This window comes from Clostridium gasigenes (assembly GCF_900104115.1).
Taxonomy (GTDB): Bacteria; Bacillota; Clostridia; order Clostridiales; family Clostridiaceae; genus Clostridium; species Clostridium gasigenes.
The window spans coordinates 487,323-510,545 of the sequence record NZ_FNJM01000002.1 but is presented as its reverse complement, the minus strand read 5'-3'; the positions used below and the strand labels follow the sequence as shown (position 1 = coordinate 510,545).

18 protein-coding genes are annotated in these 23,223 nt (G+C 29.0%); 15 read left to right on the top strand and 3 right to left on the bottom strand.

Features of this window, described 5'->3' with window-relative positions; all coding sequences use genetic code 11:
- The first annotated feature begins 71 nt into the window (after positions 1–71).
- Genes ftsE through BLS77_RS07305 form a run of 4 tightly spaced genes read left to right on the top strand, consistent with a single transcriptional unit; the run spans position 72 to position 4,211 of the window.
- On the top strand, positions 72–758 hold the full coding sequence (ftsE, locus tag BLS77_RS07320; RefSeq protein ID WP_089967490.1) for a cell division ATP-binding protein FtsE: 687 nt from the start codon (positions 72–74) through the stop codon (positions 756–758).
- Positions 748–1,638, top strand: a complete 891-nt coding sequence (ftsX, locus tag BLS77_RS07315) for a permease-like cell division protein FtsX (RefSeq protein ID WP_089967487.1) — start codon at positions 748–750, stop codon at positions 1,636–1,638. Before ftsE ends, ftsX begins: the two co-directional genes overlap by 11 nt.
- Before the next feature lie 50 nt (positions 1,639–1,688).
- Positions 1,689–2,942 carry a S41 family peptidase gene (locus BLS77_RS07310; RefSeq protein WP_089967484.1) on the top strand — a complete coding sequence of 418 codons (1,254 nt, stop codon included), beginning with the start codon at positions 1,689–1,691 and terminating at the stop codon, positions 2,940–2,942.
- Positions 2,943–2,954: 12 nt separating this feature from the next.
- On the top strand, positions 2,955–4,211 hold the full coding sequence (locus BLS77_RS07305) for a PDZ domain-containing protein (protein WP_089967481.1): 1,257 nt from the start codon (positions 2,955–2,957) through the stop codon (positions 4,209–4,211).
- A 130-nt stretch (positions 4,212–4,341) separates the two neighbouring features.
- Here BLS77_RS07305 and BLS77_RS07300 read toward each other — a convergent pair whose 3' ends face one another.
- Positions 4,342–5,358 carry a serine hydrolase domain-containing protein gene (locus BLS77_RS07300; protein WP_089967478.1) on the bottom strand — a complete coding sequence of 339 codons (1,017 nt, stop codon included), beginning with the start codon at positions 5,356–5,358 and terminating at the stop codon, positions 4,342–4,344.
- Between the two features lie 265 nt (positions 5,359–5,623).
- Here BLS77_RS07300 and BLS77_RS07295 point away from each other — a divergent pair, with 265 nt between their 5' ends.
- The 7 genes from BLS77_RS07295 (at position 5,624) to BLS77_RS07265 (ending at position 15,289) form a co-directional block, all read left to right on the top strand.
- Positions 5,624–7,768: an alpha-amylase family glycosyl hydrolase gene (locus BLS77_RS07295; RefSeq protein WP_089967476.1), complete on the top strand. Its 2,145-nt coding sequence runs from the start codon at positions 5,624–5,626 to the stop codon at positions 7,766–7,768.
- Positions 7,769–8,107: 339 nt separating this feature from the next.
- Positions 8,108–9,097: a LacI family DNA-binding transcriptional regulator gene (locus tag BLS77_RS07290; protein WP_167866066.1), complete on the top strand. Its 990-nt coding sequence runs from the start codon at positions 8,108–8,110 to the stop codon at positions 9,095–9,097.
- 49 nt (positions 9,098–9,146) lie between these two features.
- On the top strand, positions 9,147–10,985 hold the full coding sequence (locus BLS77_RS07285) for a glycoside hydrolase family 13 protein (protein WP_089967471.1): 1,839 nt from the start codon (positions 9,147–9,149) through the stop codon (positions 10,983–10,985).
- 117 nt (positions 10,986–11,102) lie between these two features.
- On the top strand, positions 11,103–12,320 hold the full coding sequence (locus BLS77_RS07280; RefSeq protein ID WP_089967468.1) for a sugar ABC transporter substrate-binding protein: 1,218 nt from the start codon (positions 11,103–11,105) through the stop codon (positions 12,318–12,320).
- 48 nt (positions 12,321–12,368) lie between these two features.
- Positions 12,369–13,301 carry a carbohydrate ABC transporter permease gene (locus BLS77_RS07275; RefSeq protein ID WP_089967465.1) on the top strand — a complete coding sequence of 311 codons (933 nt, stop codon included), beginning with the start codon at positions 12,369–12,371 and terminating at the stop codon, positions 13,299–13,301.
- A gap of 2 nt (positions 13,302–13,303) precedes the next feature.
- A complete protein-coding gene (locus BLS77_RS07270) occupies positions 13,304–14,167 on the top strand; it encodes a sugar ABC transporter permease (protein ID WP_089967462.1) in 864 nt (287 codons plus the stop codon).
- A 105-nt stretch (positions 14,168–14,272) separates the two neighbouring features.
- A complete protein-coding gene (locus BLS77_RS07265; RefSeq protein WP_089967459.1) occupies positions 14,273–15,289 on the top strand; it encodes a LacI family DNA-binding transcriptional regulator in 1,017 nt (338 codons plus the stop codon).
- Positions 15,290–15,471: 182 nt separating this feature from the next.
- On the opposite strand, the gene BLS77_RS07260 is transcribed toward BLS77_RS07265, so the two are convergent.
- Both BLS77_RS07260 and BLS77_RS07255 read right to left on the bottom strand, forming a co-directional pair.
- The gene (locus tag BLS77_RS07260; protein ID WP_089967456.1) at positions 15,472–15,717 is read right to left on the bottom strand and encodes a hypothetical protein; all 246 of its coding nucleotides are present in this window, start codon (positions 15,715–15,717) and stop codon (positions 15,472–15,474) included.
- Positions 15,710–17,590 (bottom strand): LTA synthase family protein, encoded by a 1,881-nt coding sequence (locus tag BLS77_RS07255; protein ID WP_089967453.1) that lies wholly within the window; start codon positions 17,588–17,590, stop codon positions 15,710–15,712. The genes BLS77_RS07260 and BLS77_RS07255 overlap by 8 nt, the downstream gene beginning before the upstream one ends.
- Positions 17,591–17,858: 268 nt before the next feature.
- Here BLS77_RS07255 and BLS77_RS07250 point away from each other — a divergent pair, with 268 nt between their 5' ends.
- The 4 genes from BLS77_RS07250 (at position 17,859) to BLS77_RS07235 (ending at position 22,992) form a co-directional block, all read left to right on the top strand.
- The gene (locus BLS77_RS07250) at positions 17,859–19,118 is read left to right on the top strand and encodes a chloride channel protein (protein WP_089967450.1); all 1,260 of its coding nucleotides are present in this window, start codon (positions 17,859–17,861) and stop codon (positions 19,116–19,118) included.
- Positions 19,119–19,518: 400 nt separating this feature from the next.
- The gene (locus tag BLS77_RS07245) at positions 19,519–20,646 is read left to right on the top strand and encodes a tyrosine-type recombinase/integrase (protein WP_089967447.1); all 1,128 of its coding nucleotides are present in this window, start codon (positions 19,519–19,521) and stop codon (positions 20,644–20,646) included.
- The gene (locus BLS77_RS07240; protein ID WP_089967444.1) at positions 20,639–22,618 is read left to right on the top strand and encodes a tyrosine-type recombinase/integrase; all 1,980 of its coding nucleotides are present in this window, start codon (positions 20,639–20,641) and stop codon (positions 22,616–22,618) included. Before BLS77_RS07245 ends, BLS77_RS07240 begins: the two co-directional genes overlap by 8 nt.
- Positions 22,618–22,992: a DUF6262 family protein gene (locus BLS77_RS07235; RefSeq protein ID WP_089967441.1), complete on the top strand. Its 375-nt coding sequence runs from the start codon at positions 22,618–22,620 to the stop codon at positions 22,990–22,992. The genes BLS77_RS07240 and BLS77_RS07235 overlap by 1 nt, the downstream gene beginning before the upstream one ends.
- The last annotated feature ends 231 nt before the right edge of the window (positions 22,993–23,223 follow it).

Sequence of the window (23,223 nt, the reverse complement as noted above, 5' to 3'; positions counted from 1 at the left end):
AGAATTGTTATGTTATAATAGCCATATAAGTTCAATAAAAAGAAAAATTGCGCTGAAGAGAGGTGTTAGGTATGATAGAATTTAATAATGTATCAAAATTATATGATAATAATGTAAAGGCATTATCCGAAGTAAATATCAAGATTGAAGCAGGTGAATTTGTTTTCTTAGTTGGTCCTTCAGGATCAGGGAAATCAACATTTATAAAACTATTAATTAAAGAAATTGAGCCGACAGTAGGAGAAATAGTTGTAGATGATAAGAAAGTAGCTAAATTAACAAGACGCCAAACACCGTATTTTAGAAGAAGAATAGGAATGGTGTTCCAAGATTTTAGACTTATTCCCACTTTAAATGTATATGAAAATGTAGCCTTCGCAATGAGAGTTGTAGAAGCATCTCAAAAGGAAATTAGAAGAAGAGTACCTATGGTGTTGTCATTAGTAGGGCTTTCTCATAAATATAAGATGTTCCCAAATGAACTTTCAGGTGGAGAACAACAAAGGGTTTCTTTAGCAAGAGCTATAGTTAATAATCCATCAGTACTTATTGCCGATGAACCTACAGGGAACTTAGATCCAGAAACAGCAAAAGAAATAATGGATTTATTAGACGACATAAATAGAGCAGGAACAACTGTTTTAATGGCAACACATGCTAAAGAGATAGTTAATAATATGAAAAAGAGAGTTATAGCAATAGAAAAAGGTAATATTGTAAGAGATGAGAAGAGGGGGTCCTACGAAGATGAAAATTAACACGACAAAATATTTTATTTCAGATGCATTAAAAAGCATTAAGAGAAATAGAACTATAAGTATAGCAGCAATGGTTACAGTACTAATAACATTCTTCGTATTTGGAACATTTATATTAGTAGCATTAAACTTTAATAATGCTATTGAGGATGTAGCCTCAAAGGTAGAATTAAAAGTTTACTTAAATGATGAAATAAAACTAGTGGATCAAAGGGAAATAGAAATAAAATTAGGAGAACAACCTGGAGTAAAAGAAGTTATATATGAATCGAGAGAAGAAGCATTTAACAATTTTCAAGAAAGTTTAGCTGATAATCCAGGATTGCTTCAAGGATATACACTAAAAAACAATCCACTACCAAGTTCATTTATAGTAAAGTTAGAAAATCCTGAATCTGCAACTGAAATAAGCGAATCGGTTAAAGAAATGGTAGGGGTAGAAAATGTATCAAATCAACAAGAAGTAATAAATACTATTGCTAAGGTTGTAGACGGATTTAAAATTTTAGGAATGGGATTATTTATTCTGTTTATAGCGGTATCTATATTCCTAATAACAAATACTATTAAATTAACAGTTTATTCAAGACGAAGAGAAGTTGGAATAATGAAATTTGTAGGAGCTACAGATTGGTTTATTAGATGGCCATTTATAATTGAAGGAATAATAATAGGAGCGATTGGGTCATTAGCATCTAGTGGACTTTTATTCTTTGCATATAAATTTGTTGTAAAGGCTATTGTAACAAATATGTTTTATGTAAGTCTTGTACCAGTTACATTTGTATTTAGCACATTAATATGGATATTCTTAGCAGGTGGAATGGTTATTGGTGCTATAGGAAGTTTTGCTGCATTAAGAAAGTTCTTAGTAGTATAAGGACATTCAAAAAAATAAAGCAATTTATTATGAGAGGAAGTAAGTAGCACATGGACGAATTAAATAATAATGGGTTAAAGAAAAAGCATGTAGGTAAAAAAGTAATTATTATAATTTCTATAGTTGCACTTTTATTTATTTCAAATTTAGGATTTTTCTACTTAGGAAATAGCTTTGCATTTAGTGGAATAAGTTTAAATAGTATAAATAAAGAAGTTGCAGGTGAAATAAAAGATACTAAAAAGTATGATTTGCTTTTTGAAGTAAGGAATACTCTTTTATCAAAGTATGATGGTGAAATAGATGATGAGCAGTTATTACAAGCTGCTATTAAGGGAATGACATTATCGTTGAAAGATCCATATACTATTTTTATGAATGCAGGAGAATATAAATCTTTTGTTGAACAAAGTGAAGGTCATTTTGTAGGAATAGGAGCACAGATTGGAATAAAAGATGATAAGGTAACTATAGTTGCTCCAATTGAAGGGTCGCCAGCAGAGAAAGCAGGAGTGGAAGCTGGAGATGTAATACTTAAAGTTGATGATAATCCTATTACAGAAGTTAATGTTGAAAAAACTATTGCTTTTATAAAAGGAGAAGAGGGTACGGAAGTCAAATTAACTTTAGAAAGAAATGGGGAAGCACCTATAGATATTAAAATAGTCAGAGGTGTAGTTAATATGGTTGCCGTAAAAGGTGAAATGATTGACGAAACAGTTGGATATATTCAAATGTCATCATTTGATGAAAATGTAGCTAAAGATTTTGAAAACAAAATAGTAGAACTTAAGGCTGTAGGAATGAAGGGATTAATAGTTGATTTAAGAGGAAATCCAGGTGGATTTTTAGGCGAATCTGTTAAAGTTGCTTCACAGTTTATTCCAAAAGGAAAAGTTGTAACCTACACAATAGATAAATACGATAAAAAGATAGAATCTAAATCTGTTGGTGGAACAGCTGAAGGAATGCCTTTAGTAGTCTTAATTGATGGTGGAAGTGCATCTGCATCAGAGGTTGTTACAGGCGCTTTAAGAGATTATGGAGTTGCTACTACTATTGGAGTTAATAGCTTTGGTAAAGGTGTAGTTCAACAACTTATAGAGTTTAAAGATGGACTAGGCGGACTTAAAGTTACAACATCTAAGTATTACACTCCAAATGGAGAAAATATACACAAAATAGGTATAAAACCAGATATAGAGGTTAAAATACCAGAAGAGTTCTTAAAGGCAGAATATAATAGAACTAAAGATCCACAATTTACCAAAGGGTTAGAGGTAATAAGAGAAAAACTTAAATAGGAGGCTTGCTTTATGGAGTTAATATTATATACATTAAGATCCGTAGCGTATGCCATAGTTGATCCAGCACATTTGATTATATTAGTAATTTTGGGAATAATGTTCTATATGAAAAATAGAAGAGTATCTATAATGCAAAAGATGACAGTTGGGGAGAGTTTAAACTCGCCCCTAGAACTTACATTATCTCAATTAGTATTAGGTATTGTTGCAGGTGCTATAGGTAGTATTATATTAAGCAGTTTAGGAATTGTATTTAATCAAAACTCAGGAATAGAGTTAATATTTATGGTTTCATTATTTCTGGTATTTATTAAAAAAAGATTTGTATGTTTTTCATATTCAGGTGCTATATTAGGGCTTATAAGTGTAATCACAAATGCAACCGGTACTCAATCATACTTAAATATAAATGTAGTATCATTAATGACATTTATAGGAGTTTTACATATTGTAGAAGCATTTTTAGTTATGGTTGATGGAAATAGAGGGGCTGTACCAGTTTTTTCAACTAAAGATGGAAAAATAGTTGGTGGATTCTCTTTTAATAGATATTGGGCAATGCCAATAGCTATTTTTATAGCTATTACTACACAAATGGCAGGTGGCGCTAGTAGTGCTATGGTTACACCTGCATGGTGGCCCATAATAAACAAATCAGAAACATTAACGCTGTTAGCAAAGACTGTTATTACATGTGTACCATTATACGGAATGATAGGTTATAATGCAGTAACATTTACAAAACTAAAGAGAAAAAAAACATTGCATTCAGGTATGTTAATATTAATATACGGAATAACATTAGCAATAGTTGCTCAAGCTGCAACATTTGGTATAATAGGGCAGTTGATAGTAATCATTTATGCACCTTTAGCTCATGAACTTATGTTGAAAATACAAAAGAAATCAGAGGATAATGGTAAATTTATTTATGTAAGTGATGAGGTCGGGGTGGCAGTTTTAGAAGTTGCGCCAAGTTCACCGGCATTTAGTGCAGGGATAAGAACTGGAGATAAAATTTTAGAAATAAATAATAAAAAAGTTTTATCAGAAGTGGATATCTTCCATACAGTAAAAGATAGCACCATTGATATTACAATAAAAATCAAAAAGTTTTCCGGGGAAATAATAGATTATGTAATAAAACCTAAAAATAAGAGAGTAGGAATATTATTAGTACCTAAAATGATAAGAAAAGAAGATGCTTTAGGTGTGGAAAATGACGATTTTAAAAAAATATTAGATGAAATGAAAAAGAAAAAATGAAAAAACTCTACTTATAGTTAAGTAGAGCTTTTTTGATTTAAAGGGGGTATATTATTATTTGCAATAGATATTGATTGCTAAAACTATTTATTTTATGGAGTACAGTTTTAACAACAAGTTTTTTGAAATCTTAACAAAGTGAGTTTTCTACAAGCATGGCTACATCATTTGCACCAGAATCTCTATTACACATAACAATTACTTCTACGTTATTTTGTGGATACACAGCTGACATAAATTCTGCACCGGGGTCCCCACCCATAAGAAAATATTTATAGATTTCATTTTCCTTTTTTATAATATAAATACCATAGCCATAATAACAATCATTTTCACAGTGAATATGAGGTGTAAGCAATTCTTTAGTTGTAGCTTCTCTTAATAATTTAAAGTTTAATAGCGCATTCCAAACTTTACTCATATCTTGAACATTTATATAAATTCCACCATCAGGACCACCAACTATAGGGATGGAGTATATATTACTCTTTAAATTCCCATTATGATCTTTTGTATAACCATATGAGCAACCTTCAGGTAATTTATCAATAGAGAAATAGCCTGTATTACTAAGTTTTAATTTGTTAATTATATTTTTTTTCATATATTCTTTAAATTCTAACCCGCTTTTTTCTTCTATGATTAATCCTAAGAGTATATATCCTGCATTAGTATAATCGAATTTATAACCTGGCTCGAATTCCATAGGATTATTTTTGAAAAGTTTTAAATGATCTTTTGGAGTTTTTAACATGTACATTGGTGGGTTTTGATACAGTTCTGAGAATTCATTTACATTATTTATATCGTCTTCTTCAAAATAATCAGGGATTCCAGAACTATGTGTTAATAAGTGCTTAATTGTTATACGATCATCATAATTAAGATACTTAATATTTAAACAGTCTTTTAGTAAAGTATCAAAGCTTAACAAACCACTATCAACTAGTTGACATATTGCGATTGCTGTAAAAAGTTTGGCACCAGAAGCAATACCATGTTTAGTATTAATTTTATTTTTAACATTAAAACTAAAATTAGCTAATCCATATGCTTTTTCTAATAAAATCTTATTCTGCTTCTTTACAGATACAGTTCCAGAGAAATCCTCAAGTCTATCAATGTTTAATTCTAAATTAGTTATCATAAACTATCCTCACTTTTTAGTAGTGTGTATAATCGTTGACTTTAAATTTAATTATATAGGATTATACAATTAAAAAGTATACGTTATCAAAAATAAAATGTCAATTTTAAGACGCTATTAAAAGATAGAGGGATATAATTAAATTTGTTATAAAATCCGGAAACGATTTTGTAAAAATATTCATTGTAAACCATTACTAGGAAAACTATAATAAAGCCATAAATATAAATAGCGGACATGCTATTAAAATATAAGGAGGCAAATTATGAATAAAAAGTTAAAGGCAACCTGTTTAACACTGAGCATTATTATGGCACAGCAATTAGTATGTATACCAACCAAAATTGTTTATGCAGCGGAAAAGTACACAAGTGATGCATCTGTAGAAAATAAAGTAAATTACAATACTGATGTTATTTATCAAATAGTAACGGATAGATTCTTTGATGGAAACGTTTCTAATAATCCTAAAGGAAATATTTACGATGGAACAAAGAAGAGTCCAAAAAAATATTTTGGAGGGGATTGGAATGGTATAGCTAATAAAATTACTGATGGTTATTTAAGAGATCTGGGCATAACAGCAATATGGATTTCGCAACCAGTAGAGAATATATATAGTGTATTCGCTGATGGAAGTACTTCATATCATGGATATTGGGCAAGGGATTTCAAAAAGCCTAATCCAGCATTTGGGACTATTGAAGAATTTAAAAAATTAGTAAAAGTTGCTCATGATAATAATATAAAAGTTATTATCGATTTTGCTCCGAATCATACATCACCAGCTAACCCTGATGAGCCTTCATATGCTGAAAATGGGAAGTTATATGATAATGGGAATTTATTAGCTGGTTATTCAAATGATAAGAATGGGATGTTTAATCATAATGGAGGAACAGATTTTTCTACAGTTGAAGATGGGACTTATAGGAATTTATTTGATCTAGCAGATTTAAATACTCAAAATAATACTGTTGATAAATATCTTAAAGATTCTATTAAATTATGGTTAGATACAGGAATTGATGGTATTAGAATGGATGCAGTTAAGCATATGCCAGAAGGTTGGCAAAAGAATTTTATGGATTCTGTATATGATTATAAGCAAGTTTTCACATTTGGAGAGTGGTTTTTAAGTAAGAGGGAACAGGATCCTAAAAATGTTAAATTTGCAAATGATAGTGGAATGAGTTTGTTAGATTTTAGGTATGCACAAAAAATTAGGGAAGTATTAAGGGATGGGACTGATAATATGCAGGGTTTAAATGAAGTTATAGCTAGTACTGCAAATCAATATGAACATGTTAATGATCAAGTTACATTCATAGATAATCATGATATGGATAGATTTTATAATGAGGGAACTGCGAAAGCTAATGTTGACCAAGCTTTGGTGTTAACTTTAACATCAAGAGGGGTTCCAGCTATATACTATGGTACTGAACAATATATGAGTGGGAATGGAGATCCAAACAACAGAGCAATGATGAGTGGATTTGATAAAAATACAAATGCATATAAAATAATACAGAAATTATCACCATTGAGAAAAAATAATCCAGCTATAGCATATGGCGATACACAACAAAAGTGGATAAATGATGATGTATATATTTATGAAAGAAAATTTGGAAATAATGTTGCTTTAGTTGCGGTTAATAGAAATAAATCAAAAAGTGTGGATATATCAGGAGCATTGACCACTTTACCTGAAGGTATTTATAAAGATACATTGGGAAATGTAGTTTCCGGAAATGATATTAATGTAAATTCAAAAGGGGAACTTCAAAAATTCACATTAAAAGCAGGCAGCGCAGCGGTTTGGAGCTATGTATCAAATAACAACTCTCCGATTATAGGTAATATAGGTAGTCCTATGGTCGAACCGGGGAAAACAGTTACTGTAGATGGTAGAGGTTTTGGCGATATAAAAGGAAAAGTTTCTTTTGGTACTACTGAAGGTCAAGTTGTTTCATGGGATGATAAAGAAATAAAAGTAATAGTACCAAATATTGATGCAGGAAAAATTAATGTTATAGTTCAAACAGCATCTGGAGTAAAATCAAATATATATAAAAATTTTGATGTATTAACTGGAAAACAAGTTTCAGTAAGATTTGTAGTGAAAAATGCAAATACTAGCTTGGGACAAAATGTATATTTATCAGGTGATGTTGCAGAGCTTGGAAATTGGAATGCAAATAATATGATTGGAGAAATATACAATAAAGTTGAATATCAATATCCTAACTGGTATTTTGATGTAAGTGTTCCAGCAGGAAAAACAATTAACTTTAAATTTATAAAGAAAAATGGAAATAATCTTGTATGGGAAAGTGGAAATAATCATACCTACAAGGTACCAGAGAATAATACTGGAGAAATAATAGTAGATTGGCAAAATTAAAATAACAGACTGAAAAAATAACAAGTCAAGATTGTGATGATGTTTTGATATAGGCGGAAGAACTAAAATCTGCGAAAGTGGTTTAGTGATAAAACATAGTTCAAAACAGATCAAAATCTGACTAGTTATTTTTTCGATATACATAAATAAAAGACATTATAAACCGGAAACGATTTCGGTAAAAAAAGTATATTTTTAGGTTGTACAACTTAAAAAAAAATAATATACTTATACAAGAAACAAATATGGGAAAAAATATAATAATATATATAAATTTCTATAAATGACTAAAATAATTTGTTTGAATTTAACACTATTGAATGGTGGGGGAGAAGTATTTTGAATACAATTAAAGATATTGCGAAGAAATGCCATGTATCAATTTCGACTGTATCTAGAGCTCTAAATGGATATAGTGATATAAACAAAGACACAAAAGAATTGGTTTTAAAAACTGCTGATGAATTAGATTATATACCAAATAAAAATGCTAGGGATTTAGTAAAGAAAAATAACAATCATATAGCAATAATAATAAAAGAGCTTAATGAAGAATTCAATCCTTTCCAAATTCTTAGTGGATTATATGATTATGTAGAAATTTTAGATTATGAAGTATCGTTATTTACATTAGGAAAATCTATAAAAAATGGAAAATCATATTATAAATTTTGCAAGGAAAATAACATATCGGGAGCTTTGTTATATGGAATGGAAGCGAATGATCCATATGTTAAAGAATTAATTGATAAAAAATTTCCAATTGTATTAGTCGATTGCGATTTAGAAGGAGAGAAAGTAGTAAATATAGGTATAGATAATTTTAGGGTAGCTTATGAAGTTACTAATTATATGATTAAAAAAGGCTGCAAAAAAATAAAAACAATTCAAGGTAAGAGAAGTCTATATATAACAAAACAAAGGGTTCGTGGATATGAGCAAGCTCTACGGGACAATGGTATAGAAATAAATAGTGATAACATAATATACGGAGAATTTTCTAAACAATTCGGAGAAAAGATAGTGAAAAGTATTATTGAATATAAAAATGTGGATGGAATATTTTGTGCTTCTGACAATATTGCAATAGGGGTATATGAGGGACTTAAAAGGTTAAATATAAAAATTCCAGATGAAATATCTATTGTAGGCTGTGGAGATAATGAGATCTCAAGATATTTAACACCTTCATTAACTACTATTAAGCAAAATACGTATAACATAGGATATAATGGCGCAGCGCTGTTAGACAAGCTTATAAAAAATGAAAGTGTAGAAAAATATGTTAGATTAGATTATAAATTTATTGAAAGAAGTTCAGTAATATAAAAATTGGAAACGTTTCAAAAATTAATTATAGTTGAGAGGATGGGAAGATATGAAAAAAACTATTACAAGAGAAGCAATTTATCATAGTGCACAAAGTAATTATTCTTATGGATATGATAGTGAGACACTACATTTAAGAGTAAAAACTAAAAAAAATGAGGTTAAAAGTGTAATAATTAGAATTGGTGATCCATATATATGGGATGCTGGTGGTTGTGATGGTGGTAATATGAATGCTACTGGAGGCGTATGGGTAGGTGGTAAGAGTTACCCTATGAGAAAGGAGTGTGAAACTGAATACTTTGATAATTGGATTATTGAATATAAACCAGATATGAAAAGATCAAGATATGCATTTATACTTGAGGGATATGAAGAAACATTGTTATATACAGAAAAAGGAAGTAGGGAATTAAATGGAGATGAGGGTGACGAAAGAAAGCTGTGTAAATTAAGTGATTTCTTTTGTTTTCCATATTTAAATAACATAGATGTAGCAAGGGGACCTGAGTGGGTTAAAAACACTGTATGGTACCAAATATTCCCTGATAGATTTTGTAATGGGGATAAATCTATAAATCCAATAAATGTTCAGGATTGGGGAACAGAACCAACTGGAGAAAATTTTATGGGCGGAGATCTTCAAGGTATAATAAATAAACTTGATTATTTAGAAGACTTAGGTATAACGGGATTATATTTATGTCCTATATTTGAGGCAACGACTAATCACAGATACGATACAATAGATTACTTTAAAGTAGATTCTACTTTAGGGGATGAGAAAACGTTTAAGAAATTAGTCGAAGAATCTCATAAAAGAGGAATTAAAATAATGTTAGATGCTGTGTTCAATCATCTAGGATATTTTTCAGCGCAATGGCAGGATGTAGTTAAATATGGAGAAGAATCAAAATATAAAGATTGGTTTTATATAAAGAAATTTCCTGCGGTAGATAGACCTTTAGAAGAATTAGATGGAAATAATCTTAACTATGAAAGCTTTGGTAGAACTCCATTAATGCCTAAATTAAATACAGAAAATAATGAGGTTGTTAAGCATTTACTTAAAGTAGCTAAATATTGGGTTGAAGACATGAAAATAGATGCATGGAGACTTGATGTTTGTAATGAAGTAGATCATGTGTTTTGGAGAAAATTTAGAGAAGTTGTTAAAGGTATAAATAAGGAAGTTTATATATTAGGGGAAGTTTGGCATGACGGTCTGCCATGGCTTATGGGAGATCAATTTGATGCAGTAATGAATTATCCTCTAACTGAAGCTATAAAAGAATATTTTTGTTTAAATGATATTAGTGGAGAAAAATTTAGATATATGGTTGAAGAAAATAAAGTAGCATATTCAAGACAAGTAGGTGAAGTCACATTTAATCTTTTGGATAGTCATGATACTCCAAGAATGTTAACAGTTGCAAATGGTGATAAAGAAAAAATGAAATTAGCATATTTATTTATGTTTACTCAAGCGGGTTCACCTTGTATATATTACGGGGATGAAGTTGGCATGGAGGGTGAACAAGGCATGGGACGTGAATTCCATAGAAGATGCATGGTTTGGGAAGATGAAAAACAAGATAAGGAATTCCAAATATTCATGAAGAAAATTATTGGAATAAGAAAAGAGTATGAGGAATTTAAGTTATTAGATAATAGGTGGATAAGTTATTGCTGTACTAAAGAAGCTTTAGTATATTCAAAAGGTAATATAACGATTTTAATAAATAATTCAAATGAAATGGTGGATGTAATGTTACCAGAAGAAATTAGAAATGAAAAGGTTTTTAATTTATATGATTTAACAAATGAAGAATTAGTAGAATCAGTTAGTATGGAAGCTAATTCATTTAGAATTTTCAAAATAAATTAAGTTTTTAGAGAACTAGGCATCATAAAATAAATACTAGAATAGTAACCTTGATTTTGGTATATTATTTATTTTATAACGTCTTAGCTTTAATATATAAAAAATAGGGGGAATAAAATTATGATTAAGAAAAAAATATTCGCAACAATGATGGTTGGTATAGTTATGAGTTCTTTATTTATGGGGTGTTCAGGTGGGAAGGATAAAAGCGTATCTGGAAAGGCAGGTAAGGAATTAACAATTTGGACTAAGTTACCAGAACTAGAAGTACCAGTTCTAGAAGAAGCAGCAAAAAAATGGGGAGATGAAACTGGAAATAAAGTAAAGGTAGTAAGAGATGATGGAGATTACAAAGCATTTTTACAAGCTGCAAATTCATCACAAGGTCCCGATATATACTTTGGATCACCTCATAATCAATTAGCGGCTTACGAAGAAGCTGGATTAGTTACAGAAGTTGCAGAAAAGTATGTAAAAGAAGATGAATATATAAATAAAGGGGTTTGGGATGCTGTAACTGTAAATGGTAAAAAGTATGCCATGCCAATATCAATTGAAACTACTGCATTATACTATAATAAAGATTTAGTGAAGGAAGTTCCAAAAACTATGGATGAACTATTAAAAATGGCATCTGCTAAAGGTGAAGGAAGCTTCCAATTTAATATTAATGATCCATATACTAATTTAGGATTTTTATTAACAAATGGTGGATATGTATTTGCTCAAAAAGATGGTAAATATGATATAAATGATATAGGAATCAATAATGCAGGATCAGTTAAGGGGTTACAAACACTTCAAAATTTAGTTGTTAAAGAGAAATTTATGCCATTAGATATTACATTAGATATTGCAGTAACTAATTTTAAAGAAGGAAAATCAATGTTCTACATTTCTGGACCTTGGGATATACAACAGTTAAAGGATTCAAAAGTAAACTTTGGTATAGCTGAAATTCCTTCAATAGATGGTAAGCCTTATAAAGCTTTATCAGGTATTCAATGTGGATTTGTAAGTACAAAATCAAAAAGTCAAGATGAGGCTTGGGAGTGTTTAAGTTACTTAACTAAAGAAACACAACAAGGTTTGTATGAAAAAGGAAAAACTCCTGTATTTAAATCAATGATGGACAAACAAGAAGTTAAAGATAATGAAAATGTAACAGCATTCTTAAATGCATCTAAAAACTCTGAACCAATGCCGAATATAAAAGCTATGGATGCAGTTTGGGAGCCAATGAAAAATGTACAAAGAATTTTACAAGGTGAAGACCCACAAAAAGTTGCAGATGAAATTTTATCAGGAATTAAAAAAGGAATAGAATTACAAAACTAATAAATTAGGGGAAGAAATTCCCCTAATTATATAATGGGGGGAAAGGGTATGAGTAAAAATAAACATAAGCGTAAAGATAATGCTACAGCAGCAAAATTTCTAGCACCAGCATTAATAAGTATGTTGATATTATCGGTTATACCTATAGTGCTGACAATGGTAATAGCTTTTACAGATTATAATTTAAAAACTGTAAATACTGGATGGAAATTTATCGGAATAGAAAATTTTAAAAGTATTCTTACTGGACCATTGAAGGAAATTTTTCTTCCTGTTTTTTTATGGACAGTAGTAGCCGCAACATTAATAACTCTAGGGAGTTTTATTGTAGGTTTAGTTTTTGCTATGGTTATATCAAATAAAAATATGAAAGAAGCGGCTATTTATAAAGGAATATTAATATTGCCATGGGCATTACCTGCAACAATAGTAATAATAGCCTTTGGGGGATTGTTAAATAGTCAATATGGAGCAATAAATGAAATTTTAATGAAATTACACATTATAGGTGAACCAGTTATGTGGTTAACACAGGTTGGACCAGCAAGAATTGCACTTGTTTTAGTTAGTATATGGATTGGATTCCCCTATATGATGAATGTATGTATTGGTGGATTATCATCTATTTCCGATACTTATTATGAAGCAGCAGACCTGGATGGCGCTAATTGGATACAAAAGTTTATGAAAATTACACTTCCATGTTTAGCAAAAACATCATATCCTTTATTAATTGGATCATGGGCAATGAACTTTGGAAACTTTGGAGTTGCGTTCCTATTATTCAATGGTGGACCAGTTAGACCAGATTCACCTTTTGCGGGATATACAGATATATTAGGATCAGCAGCATATAAAATGTCAATTCAATTTGGTAGATTTGAATTGGGATCTACATTATCTATATTAATGTTTATAATTGTGGGTGGAATCTCATTTATTCAAATGAGAGCATCAGGACAATTTAAAGAGGTGGATTAATTATGATAAAAAAGAATAAAATATATAAAGTAAAATTAAAGAAACAAGACAAAATAAAACTATGGGCAAGTAGAGTGTTTTTATGGATTTCAATTCTAATAATAGCATTTCCAATATGGGCAATTATTTCAGCCTCATTATCACCTGGAACAAGCTTTTATGAAAATGGAATAATACCTAAAGCTGTTACATTTGATAACTATATTAATGTTTTAAAAAATACTGATTTTCTAATTTGGATTAAAAATAGTTTAATATTATGTTTATTTGTTTCAATGATTCAGGTTATAATGACATTACCGGCAGCATATTCATTTAGCAGATTAAGATTTGCTGGCAAAAAATATGGGTTAATGACATTGTTAATACTTCAAATGTTTCCAGCTACAATGGCTATTCCAGCTATATTATCTGTAGCGTATAAATTACCTTTTGGTATGGATAATTTACCTTTTTTAGTTTTAGTTTTATGTGGTTCAAGTGCTTATAATATATGGCTAATGAAAGGTTTTGTAGATGGTATTCCAAAAGAACTAGATGAAGCGGCGCTTGTAGATGGAGCATCTCATTTTAAAATATTCACAAAAATTATTATTCCACTAGCAAAGCCTATGTTAATAGTAATATTCTTCTTCTCTTTTATAGGGGTATTTGGAGAATTTATGATATCAGCAGCTTTATTAAAATCACCACAAGTTAAAACCCTAGTGTTGGGATTAAATGGAATGATGAAGAGTGGATCTACAACTAGTTGGCCAGTATATGCCGCAGCATCAGTAATGGCGACTATACCACTTACAGTTATATTTATTTCAATACAAAAGTTTATAGCTAAAGGATTAGTTGCAGGAGCTGTAAAAGAATAAAATTTATGGTGTAGAGATATCTAGAAAATCTTAAAACTACATCTAATTATATAATAAATTAATTGCAACAATTGTCCAATTAAAATTATTGAGAGGATGTAGCTTATGAATATTAAGGATATTGCGAAGATGGCAGAAGTAGCGGTTGGAACAGTTTCTAGAGTTGTAAATAATGATCCAAATGTAAAAGATACAACACGGAAAAAAATCTTGGAAATAATAAGGGATAATAATTATATACCAAATAATAGCGCAAGGAATCTAAAAAAAAGTAATTCTAATGATATAGGTGTTTTAGTAAGAGGAGTATTTAATCCGTTTTTTTCTGAGATGATAGATGTTATTAATAAAGAAATTAAAAAGAGTGGAAAATCTATGATTTTAAGGCAAACTGATTATTCTTTAAAAGGTGAGGATGAAGTTAGGGAGATTATTTCATTTGAAAAAGAAAGGAAACTTCAGGGAATAATATATCTTGGGTGTGATATTAGAGAAGTAACGGAAGAGACATTTAAGGGTATAACTAGTCCACTTGTTTTAGCTTCAGTGAATACAACTTATAATACAAAAGTTAATAATTTTTCTTCTGTAGGAATTAAACAAAAAGACTCAGCATATATGGCAACAAAATATCTAATAGATCTTGGACATAAAAATATAGCTATTATTTTAGGAATTAAATCAGATTCAGGATTAGTATATGAAAGATTTTTAGGATATAAAGAGGCATTAATAGAAAATGGATTAAAATTCAATGAAAATTATATTATATATGGACAATATAATCCTAAATTAGCTTACAAGGCAACTGAAGTATTTATAAAGAAATATAAAGAAGTTGATGCTATATTCTCAATTTCTGATATTATGGCAATAGGTGCAGCAAAGGCATTATCAGATAATGCATTTAAAGTGGGGAAGGATATTTCATTAGTTGGATTTGATGGAATGGATGTGACGGAGTTTTATACACCAGCAATTACAACTGTAGTACAGCCAAGAGAAGAAATGGCTAAAATAAGTATAGATTTATTATTAAAACAGATAAAAAAAGCCACACCTAATGAACATATTATTTTAGAAACAAAACTTGTAAAAAGAGAATCTTGTGTAAGGAAATAACATAAGTATATGTAATACATAGACAATAATATCTAAAGTAAAGATTTCATGTTAAAGAAAATAGGAGGCTATTGTAAACTAGCCTATGAATAAAGCAAAAAAGTGGATTCGATAAGAATCCACTTTTTTGCTTAAATTAATAATATGAATATTTTTAAAATTGGTTTATGCCAATTTTAATTTTAAAGCCACGTTTTAATCAAGATATATTCTAGATATCTAGCTATAATATTGTATATTAATATTATTCCACCACAATAAATCATATTAAACCAGATAAATTTAAGTTCATCATTTGCCTTAAATCTTTTTATAGATTTATTTATAAAAAAGAATGCAACTACCCAAGGTATAACACTTTCAATTGATATTATAGGCATTAAAAAGATTAATCCGATTGTAATATATAATATAATTTTCTTATTCATTCATACCAGCCTCATTTCTATAGTAATTTCCTCTTATCATCTTATCGCTTATATCAGTAAGATTTTTTATATTAATTTGCTCTTCCTCAGTTAACCCATCTTGGAGTAATTGTTTATTTGAAAGTAATACATAACTCTTATTTGTATTTAATAAATTTCTTCCGAGTGTAAGTGGTGTATTATATTGCTCTTTTGGAGCTCCAAATAAATAAGCTAATGTTGGTAAGGTGTCTACTTGTCCAGCATACATTGAGAAAGTTTCTTTTTCTAAATCCTTGTTATAAATAAATAATGGAACTTTTCTATTATTTTCCTTCATCCAATCCTCTAAGCCACTTGTATTTGCGATTTCATCAGCATAGTACTTATGAACACCTTCATGGTCCCCAAAAATTGCAATTACCGTATTATCTAAAGTTCCATTAGCTTGTAATTGTTTTAGAAGTTCACCTAGATATTTATCAGTATAATTAATAGACTGCATGTAACCACCAAGTTTTGTTTCTTCTAAATTTGATGGTAGTTTCATCATTTTTGCATCTTCAGGCATATTAAAAGGAAGATGGCTTGATAAAGTGATAGTAGATGCTAGATAAGGTTCTTTTAGTGAATTTAGTACATCACCAAATTGTTTGAGATAACTCTTATCTGATAATCCAAGATTAATTTTTTCTGTTGTGTCGTAATCTGTTGAATCTAGCAATGTATCATATCCAATTGATTTAAGATTGATTAACCAGTTCCAAAAAGATCCTCTATCTGGATGAGATACAACAGTATTATAACCTAGCTCCTCAAATATATTAGGTAATGAATAGTCATAAGTATTAGTTGGATATCTAAAGAACGTTGAGCCTTCTCTTACTGGAAATGTGGATGTGTTTGTAATAAGTTCTGAATCAGAACTTGTACCATTAAATGTTTGTTCATGGAAATTATCAAAATATAGGGAATTATTAAGTAGTTTATTTAACGTGGGAGTTATTGCCTGTCCATCAATATTTTGATTTATTACAAAAGTCTCTAATGATTCCCACTGAATAACTAATAAGTTTTTACCCTTCATCATTCCTGCATATTTATTATCTTCATTATTTTCTTTTAAGCTTTTTAATGTGTTTTTGACAGAGTCTTTTTCAGTTTTGTCAAAAACATAAGGTTTAGATCGGCTATAGGAATCAAAAGAATCAAATATATGATAAGCAATAGGTGATAGATTAAACATTGTTTGATTGGGTGAACAACTATTACTAAAAACAGATTGATATTTATATCCCAATGATTTTTCGTCTATTTTTATATGAACATATCCAATATAAATCATGGAAATAGATAATATAGCTAAGCCCCCTATTATATTTGTATTGTACTTCTTTATAGTTTTTGAGAACTTTATATTTCTAAAAGAAATAACTACTAAATCTATAACAAATACAATGTCTACTATTCTAAACATAGAAAATATTGAACTTCCTAAATCTTCTAAATTATTTGTCATTCCGAACATATAATAATTTAAAAATGATGAATTACTTCTAAGGTACCATATATCACCTATTACTATAAGCGTAAAGAATAAATTAAGCCCTAAAAAAGACCATTTCTGAGCACTACCCTTAAAGAAAAATCCTAAAGATAAAAATGCTGAATTCACCATAATCCAAACTAATATTGGAGGAACTGAATAAAATATTAGTTTGAAATTTACTCCATTTACCTTATCATCTGAAATAAGGATTAAAAGCATTAATGTCTTAAGTAGCAACATAATTAAATTTTCTGAAAAATACTTGTTAGTAATTCCTTCTACAAAGCTATTCTTAATTCTTAACGGAAGACTATCTATGACAACTTCCTCATTATAATTTAACATTTTAAATCTTCCTTTCGTCTTTAAATATTGTCTAATTATAGCATATAAGGTATTAGTAGTATATGGATAGAGTGTTAATCATTTGAACTGCTATTATTTTTCTATGCTTTTTGTGATGCTTTTAATATGAGGGAGTCTAAGGAGAGAGGATTACCACACTGTGATTGCTAACAGTACAGAAATAATCTTCTAAATGCATCCTAGACTTTTTTTTACATACATAATTATGGTATAATTCTAAAAAACTTATTAAATTAGGAGGAAACAAATGAAAAAAAAATATTTTAAGCTAAGTATTTTAACCCTATATGGAATAATCATAGGGGGATTTGTAGGATTGCTAACTTGGACCTTTTTATCTATTATAAATTTAGGAGTTCATTTTTTATGGCATACTTTGCCTAGCTATTTTAGCATTAAATACTGGACAGTTATTATGTGCTTAATAGGTGGCTTATTAGTAGGCTTATGCCAAAAGTTTTTTGGCGAGTATCCTCGCAAAATGCCAGAAGTAGTTTCGGAATACAAAGAAACTAACCGCGTTGATTATAAAAATATCCATAAAGCTACTTTATCCGCACTTATTGTTTTACTTTTTGGTGCAAGTCTTGGGCCTGAAGCTGCATTGGTAGGAATAGTAGGCGGTCTTGTTACATGGACGGGGGATATTCTTAAATCATTTTTTAAAGAAAATGAAGAATTTAGAGAGTATACAACATTATTAACAAACTTCGAAATCAAAGCTACAATGGCTCTGATATTTAGAGCTCCTTTATATGGTATTTCTGATTTTTTTAATGATAAAGATGATAGCTCTGCTATAAAGAAATTAAAAGTGGTTATTTACTCTATAACTACGTTATCAGGATTTCTAATATTTACACTATTGCTTAAAATTGATAATAGACCTTCTTTTTCTGCTGATTTTGGGTCTTCAATTATAGGAAATAAAGAGCTTATTTCAACTATACCTCTTATTTTAGTTGGAATATCCATTGCTTTGTTATATGAATTCTTTGGGAAATTTCTTCATACTATAACTAAGCCTCTTAATAAACACAAAATTTTTAAAGCAATTTTAGGTGGTTTAATATTAGGAATAATAGGAACACTTCTTCCTTCTACTTTATTTTCAGGAGAACATGAACTTAAAGTTCTAGCTGTTGAATGGAGTACTACGAGTGCTTACTTATTAATTATTACTGGACTTTGTAAATTGTTTGTTACAGAGGTTTGTCTTTCAACAGGATGGCGTGGAGGACATATTTTTCCTATAGTATTTTCTGGTATAAGTATTGGTTATGGATTTTCAATGATTTTTTCATTGGATCCTGTTTTATGTGCAGCTATTATAACGGCGTCGCTTACAAGTACAGCTTTAAAATCTCCACTTGTAGCTTTATTTCTTTTAATTATATTTTTCCCTCTAAATTTATGGCCATTAATGATAGTTGCCTGCTTTATTCCAAAATATCTATTAAAGCTTAAAAATTCTAAGACTATAACAGGTGGAAATACTGTAGGATAAAGGCTAATGTAAACTAATAAAAATATAGCTATATAACTTATTGGAAGATGAGTTATATAGCTTATAGTACTTGGAGAAGAAATCTATCTATATTACAATGCCTTAAAGGCTTAAAGATAGAAAAGGGGATAATAATAATAGGACCAAAGAAAAACGTGAAGAAAATAAAAAAATGTATTATATTGAAAAAAAGAATAAATTATGTTAAATTATAAATGAAAACGTTTATATAAATTATTTTTTTAAGGAATATAGTGTAGGAATTTAGATGGTATTTATAGTAATCCATATACTACTTTAGTTTCAATATACAACTTTAATTACTATTTAGATAGTTAGAATAAATGTAGTAATTTAAGTACACACTATGGTTAGAAAAATAAGACCATGGAGTGTGAATATGGAAGTAGTGAAAGTAAGAACAGAAGATTTAAAAGAAAGATACTTTGTTGCAGATGATGATGGATTACCAATAGAAGTAATACTAAAGTTTATTAGGTTTAAGGATAATACTAATCATGCAAGAAATACTTTAAGAATGTATTGTCAACATTTAAAACTATATTTTGAATATCTTCAGCAAAGAGAATTAGATTTTCAAAATGTAACCATTGATAACTTAGCTTTATTTGTGAATTGGTTACAGAATCCATATAAGAGTTTGAAAGTTATACCAGTTCATCAAACAAATCAAGCAAGAAGTCCAAGAACAATAAACATTATAGTTAATACAGTTTTATCTTTCTATGATTATATTTTAAGACATGAAGAATACAGTAATAATATTTCAGATAGACTTAAAAAGTTTGTATCTACTCCAAGTAGGAACTTTAAAGGGTTTTTGTATGGAGTAGCTTATGAACAGAAAAAAGTCACAACTAATATATTAAAGCTAAAAGTTTCAAAGGCTAAACCTAAAATATTAAGCAAAGCAGAAATTTCAAGACTCATAGCAACCTGTAATAATCTTAGAGATAAATTCTTATTAAACTTATTATATGAAACTGGCATACGCATAGGCGAAGCCTTGTCATTATGGATAGAAGACTTTGATATAAGTGATAATATAATAGACCTTAAAGATAGAGGTGAACTTGAAAATAATGCTGAAATTAAAACTGTATCAAGCCCTAGAAGAATAGATATATCTCAAAATATTGTAGATATGTTTATGGAATATATATCAGAGTATCATACCGATGAAGTTGAAACTAATCATGTATTTATAAAAATAAGTGGTGAAAATAAATATAGAGCTATGAACTATGTTGATGCTGATAATTTATTTAGAACATTGAAAAAGAAAACAGGTATATATGTTACACCTCATATGTTTAGGCATAGCTCATTAACTGTTCTTAGAATGGCTGGATGGCAACCTGAACTACTTAGAATAAGAGCTGGTCATAAAAATATTTATACTACTTTAAACACTTATATACACCCTTCTGATGAAGAAATAACGGAAGAGTTTAATAAAACTCAACCTAATTTAGATTTGGATATTTACAATGAAGGGGATGAATAAAGTGAAGAATTTGAAAAAAATTGGCTTTGAGCAAAGTAAGTATGATGAGATAATTAAGTATCTTATACAAGATAATGGATATTGGTTAGAAAATGATAAATGGGATTTAATAGAAGGTATTTTTATAGGTAAAAGGATTTATAGTTCAAGATATATTGATTTTTCTTCGTTTGAAAATATATATTTGAAGAATGAATTGAAATATTATATAGTTTATTCGTTTAAGGAAAAATTATTAAAAAATAGTTATATAGTAAAAATAACACATACCTTTAAATATTTATTAGCCTTTATAAATGAAAATTATAGCAAATATAAAAGTTTTAATGATATTGATAAAAATACTTTTAGGTTGAAATTTAGAAATTTTCTTTTAAATAATGGTTTTAAACTAGTAGGGAATAAGATAAGTTCTAATGAAATGAATAATATACCATATATTTTAGATTTCATTAAAGATTTCTATGATGATAGAGAAGAAACTGAAAAAGATATATGCTATTCAAAGAATATTCAAGGTGCCAAAATACCTGCAAGTGGTGCAAATAATACAAAGAATAATCAAATTAATTTCAATGAAATTCCTATGTATTATAGATATACTGTTAAGAGATACTTTAAAACAAGAATAACTAAGAATTCTTGGAGTACTTGTTGCGAATATTTATTGAGAGTAAATTATTTTTTTGATTATTTTTATACCAATGGTTATAATGACGAATTTTTAGAAAATATATGCAGAGAAGATATAGAAAAATATATTTTCTATACTTTAAATAATAGAAAAGATAGAGCTAAAATTGAAACTACTAAATATATAGCTTGGATTAGAACATTTTTAGAATATATTCAAATGGCTCAATATGATAAAGCTCCTAAGAGAGAAGTATCATTTTTAATATTTCAAGATGATATACCTAAGAGAGAGCTAGCAGGAGATGTTATAAAAAGGGCAAAATTTATTCCAGAACCAATATTAAAACAATTAGATAATAACATTATGGATTTGGATAGACCACAATATATACCTATTTATATTTTACTTCGTGAAACAGGATGGCGTGGTACTGATATATTAAATCTTAGATATCATAACTGCTTAGAACAGATATGGAATAATAAAGAGCAATCTTATAACTATTATCTTTGTGGAGAAATAACTAAAACAGGTATAGTACAGCTTAAAATTCCTATAAGAGATAAGGTTGCTGAAATGGTTCAAAAAGCTATTGATAAAGCTAAAGTATCAAGTACAGAAGAAAATAATCCTAATAAATATTTATTCAATACTTATGAAGGGAAACTTAAAGGTAAACCGTTAGCGAAGCAATCTTTGTTAAGCACTATGAAAAGATTAATAGAAGAAAAAGATATTAGAAATGCTAATGGTGAATTATATCACTTTAAAACTCATTCACTAAGACATACAAGAGCTAAAGAATATGTAGAGCAAGGTATGGGAATAAGTGTTATACAACAGATTTTAGGGCATAGAAGCATGCAAATGACAGTTCATTACGCTACTGTTAGTGAGAATGTTCTTTATGAAAAATGGAAAGATACTGAGGACTTAGAATTATTCAAAGTAGATATTGTAAGCAATAAACTTATAGAAGTGGATACATCAACTGATGATGGTGAAAATCTTATTAGATATGAATATGTTAAAAAGAATTTAGATGCTGTTAGAGTTCCTTTCGGAGTATGTTTTAAAGCTTCTAAAGTACCGTGTAAACAACAAATGAATCACTGTTTAACTTGTGCAAGTTTCTGTACCACTACTGAGAATATTCCTGAATATGAAGAAGAAATACAGAAGGTTAAATCTCAAATTGAAATCAGTGATAAGTTTGGTAGAGAGCTTTGGGCAGAAAAGAACAAAGGGTATTTAAAGTTGCTTGAAACAACAGTAGAAAAAGTTAGAGAGCATAAACTAGTTCACAAAAACGGCAAGTCAAGGGAGGATTCATAATGGTTGGAAGCACTAAAGGATTGAAAGAATATGCAAAACAGAAAACACAATTAACTTTAGAAAAGGTTGATAATTCCATTAGGGAGCTTTCGCTTACGGAACAGAAAATTAACTTTAATAGTGTTTCTCAACTTAGTGGTGTATCTAAGACTTTTCTTTATAACAATAAAGATATTAAAAATAGAATTGAAGAACTTAGAGGTAAGCAAACAAGTAGAACTATTAATCAAAGAGCCAAGTATGATAAAACAGCTAAATCAAAGGATATTATCATAATGGCTAAGGATAAAAAGATTAGAGACCTTGGGGAAGAAAATAAGAAGTTAAAAGAACAATTAGAAATTCTAAGAGGTAAGTTATATGAAAAGATGTAAAGTACACATTTGTATAATAGAACTAAATCGCCAAAAGCGACGGCTGGTTTTTTTGATTAAAATAAAGTTTATATGAAAAAAATAAGAAGTGAAGATTCTTTCTCAAGGAATCTTCACTTCTCACATTTTACACACCTTTTTAAGGAGTGATTAAATGTATAAAAGTATTGAAAAAATGATTAGTGATTTAGAAAAAGTGCTTACAGCAAAGATACAATTAAAAATATGATA

Coding starts and splice junctions, on each gene's coding strand:
- ftsE (WP_089967490.1), top strand. CDS start 72: ATGATAGAATTTAATAATGTATCAAAATTATATGATAATAATGTAAAG.
- ftsX (WP_089967487.1), top strand. CDS start 748: ATGAAAATTAACACGACAAAATATTTTATTTCAGATGCATTAAAAAGC.
- BLS77_RS07310 (WP_089967484.1), top strand. CDS start 1,689: ATGGACGAATTAAATAATAATGGGTTAAAGAAAAAGCATGTAGGTAAA.
- BLS77_RS07305 (WP_089967481.1), top strand. CDS start 2,955: ATGGAGTTAATATTATATACATTAAGATCCGTAGCGTATGCCATAGTT.
- BLS77_RS07300 (WP_089967478.1), bottom strand. CDS start 5,358: ATGATAACTAATTTAGAATTAAACATTGATAGACTTGAGGATTTCTCT.
- BLS77_RS07295 (WP_089967476.1), top strand. CDS start 5,624: ATGAATAAAAAGTTAAAGGCAACCTGTTTAACACTGAGCATTATTATG.
- BLS77_RS07285 (WP_089967471.1), top strand. CDS start 9,147: ATGAAAAAAACTATTACAAGAGAAGCAATTTATCATAGTGCACAAAGT.
- BLS77_RS07280 (WP_089967468.1), top strand. CDS start 11,103: ATGATTAAGAAAAAAATATTCGCAACAATGATGGTTGGTATAGTTATG.
- BLS77_RS07275 (WP_089967465.1), top strand. CDS start 12,369: ATGAGTAAAAATAAACATAAGCGTAAAGATAATGCTACAGCAGCAAAA.
- BLS77_RS07270 (WP_089967462.1), top strand. CDS start 13,304: ATGATAAAAAAGAATAAAATATATAAAGTAAAATTAAAGAAACAAGAC.
- BLS77_RS07265 (WP_089967459.1), top strand. CDS start 14,273: ATGAATATTAAGGATATTGCGAAGATGGCAGAAGTAGCGGTTGGAACA.
- BLS77_RS07260 (WP_089967456.1), bottom strand. CDS start 15,717: ATGAATAAGAAAATTATATTATATATTACAATCGGATTAATCTTTTTA.
- BLS77_RS07255 (WP_089967453.1), bottom strand. CDS start 17,590: ATGTTAAATTATAATGAGGAAGTTGTCATAGATAGTCTTCCGTTAAGA.
- BLS77_RS07250 (WP_089967450.1), top strand. CDS start 17,859: ATGAAAAAAAAATATTTTAAGCTAAGTATTTTAACCCTATATGGAATA.
- BLS77_RS07245 (WP_089967447.1), top strand. CDS start 19,519: ATGGAAGTAGTGAAAGTAAGAACAGAAGATTTAAAAGAAAGATACTTT.
- BLS77_RS07240 (WP_089967444.1), top strand. CDS start 20,639: ATGAATAAAGTGAAGAATTTGAAAAAAATTGGCTTTGAGCAAAGTAAG.
- BLS77_RS07235 (WP_089967441.1), top strand. CDS start 22,618: ATGGTTGGAAGCACTAAAGGATTGAAAGAATATGCAAAACAGAAAACA.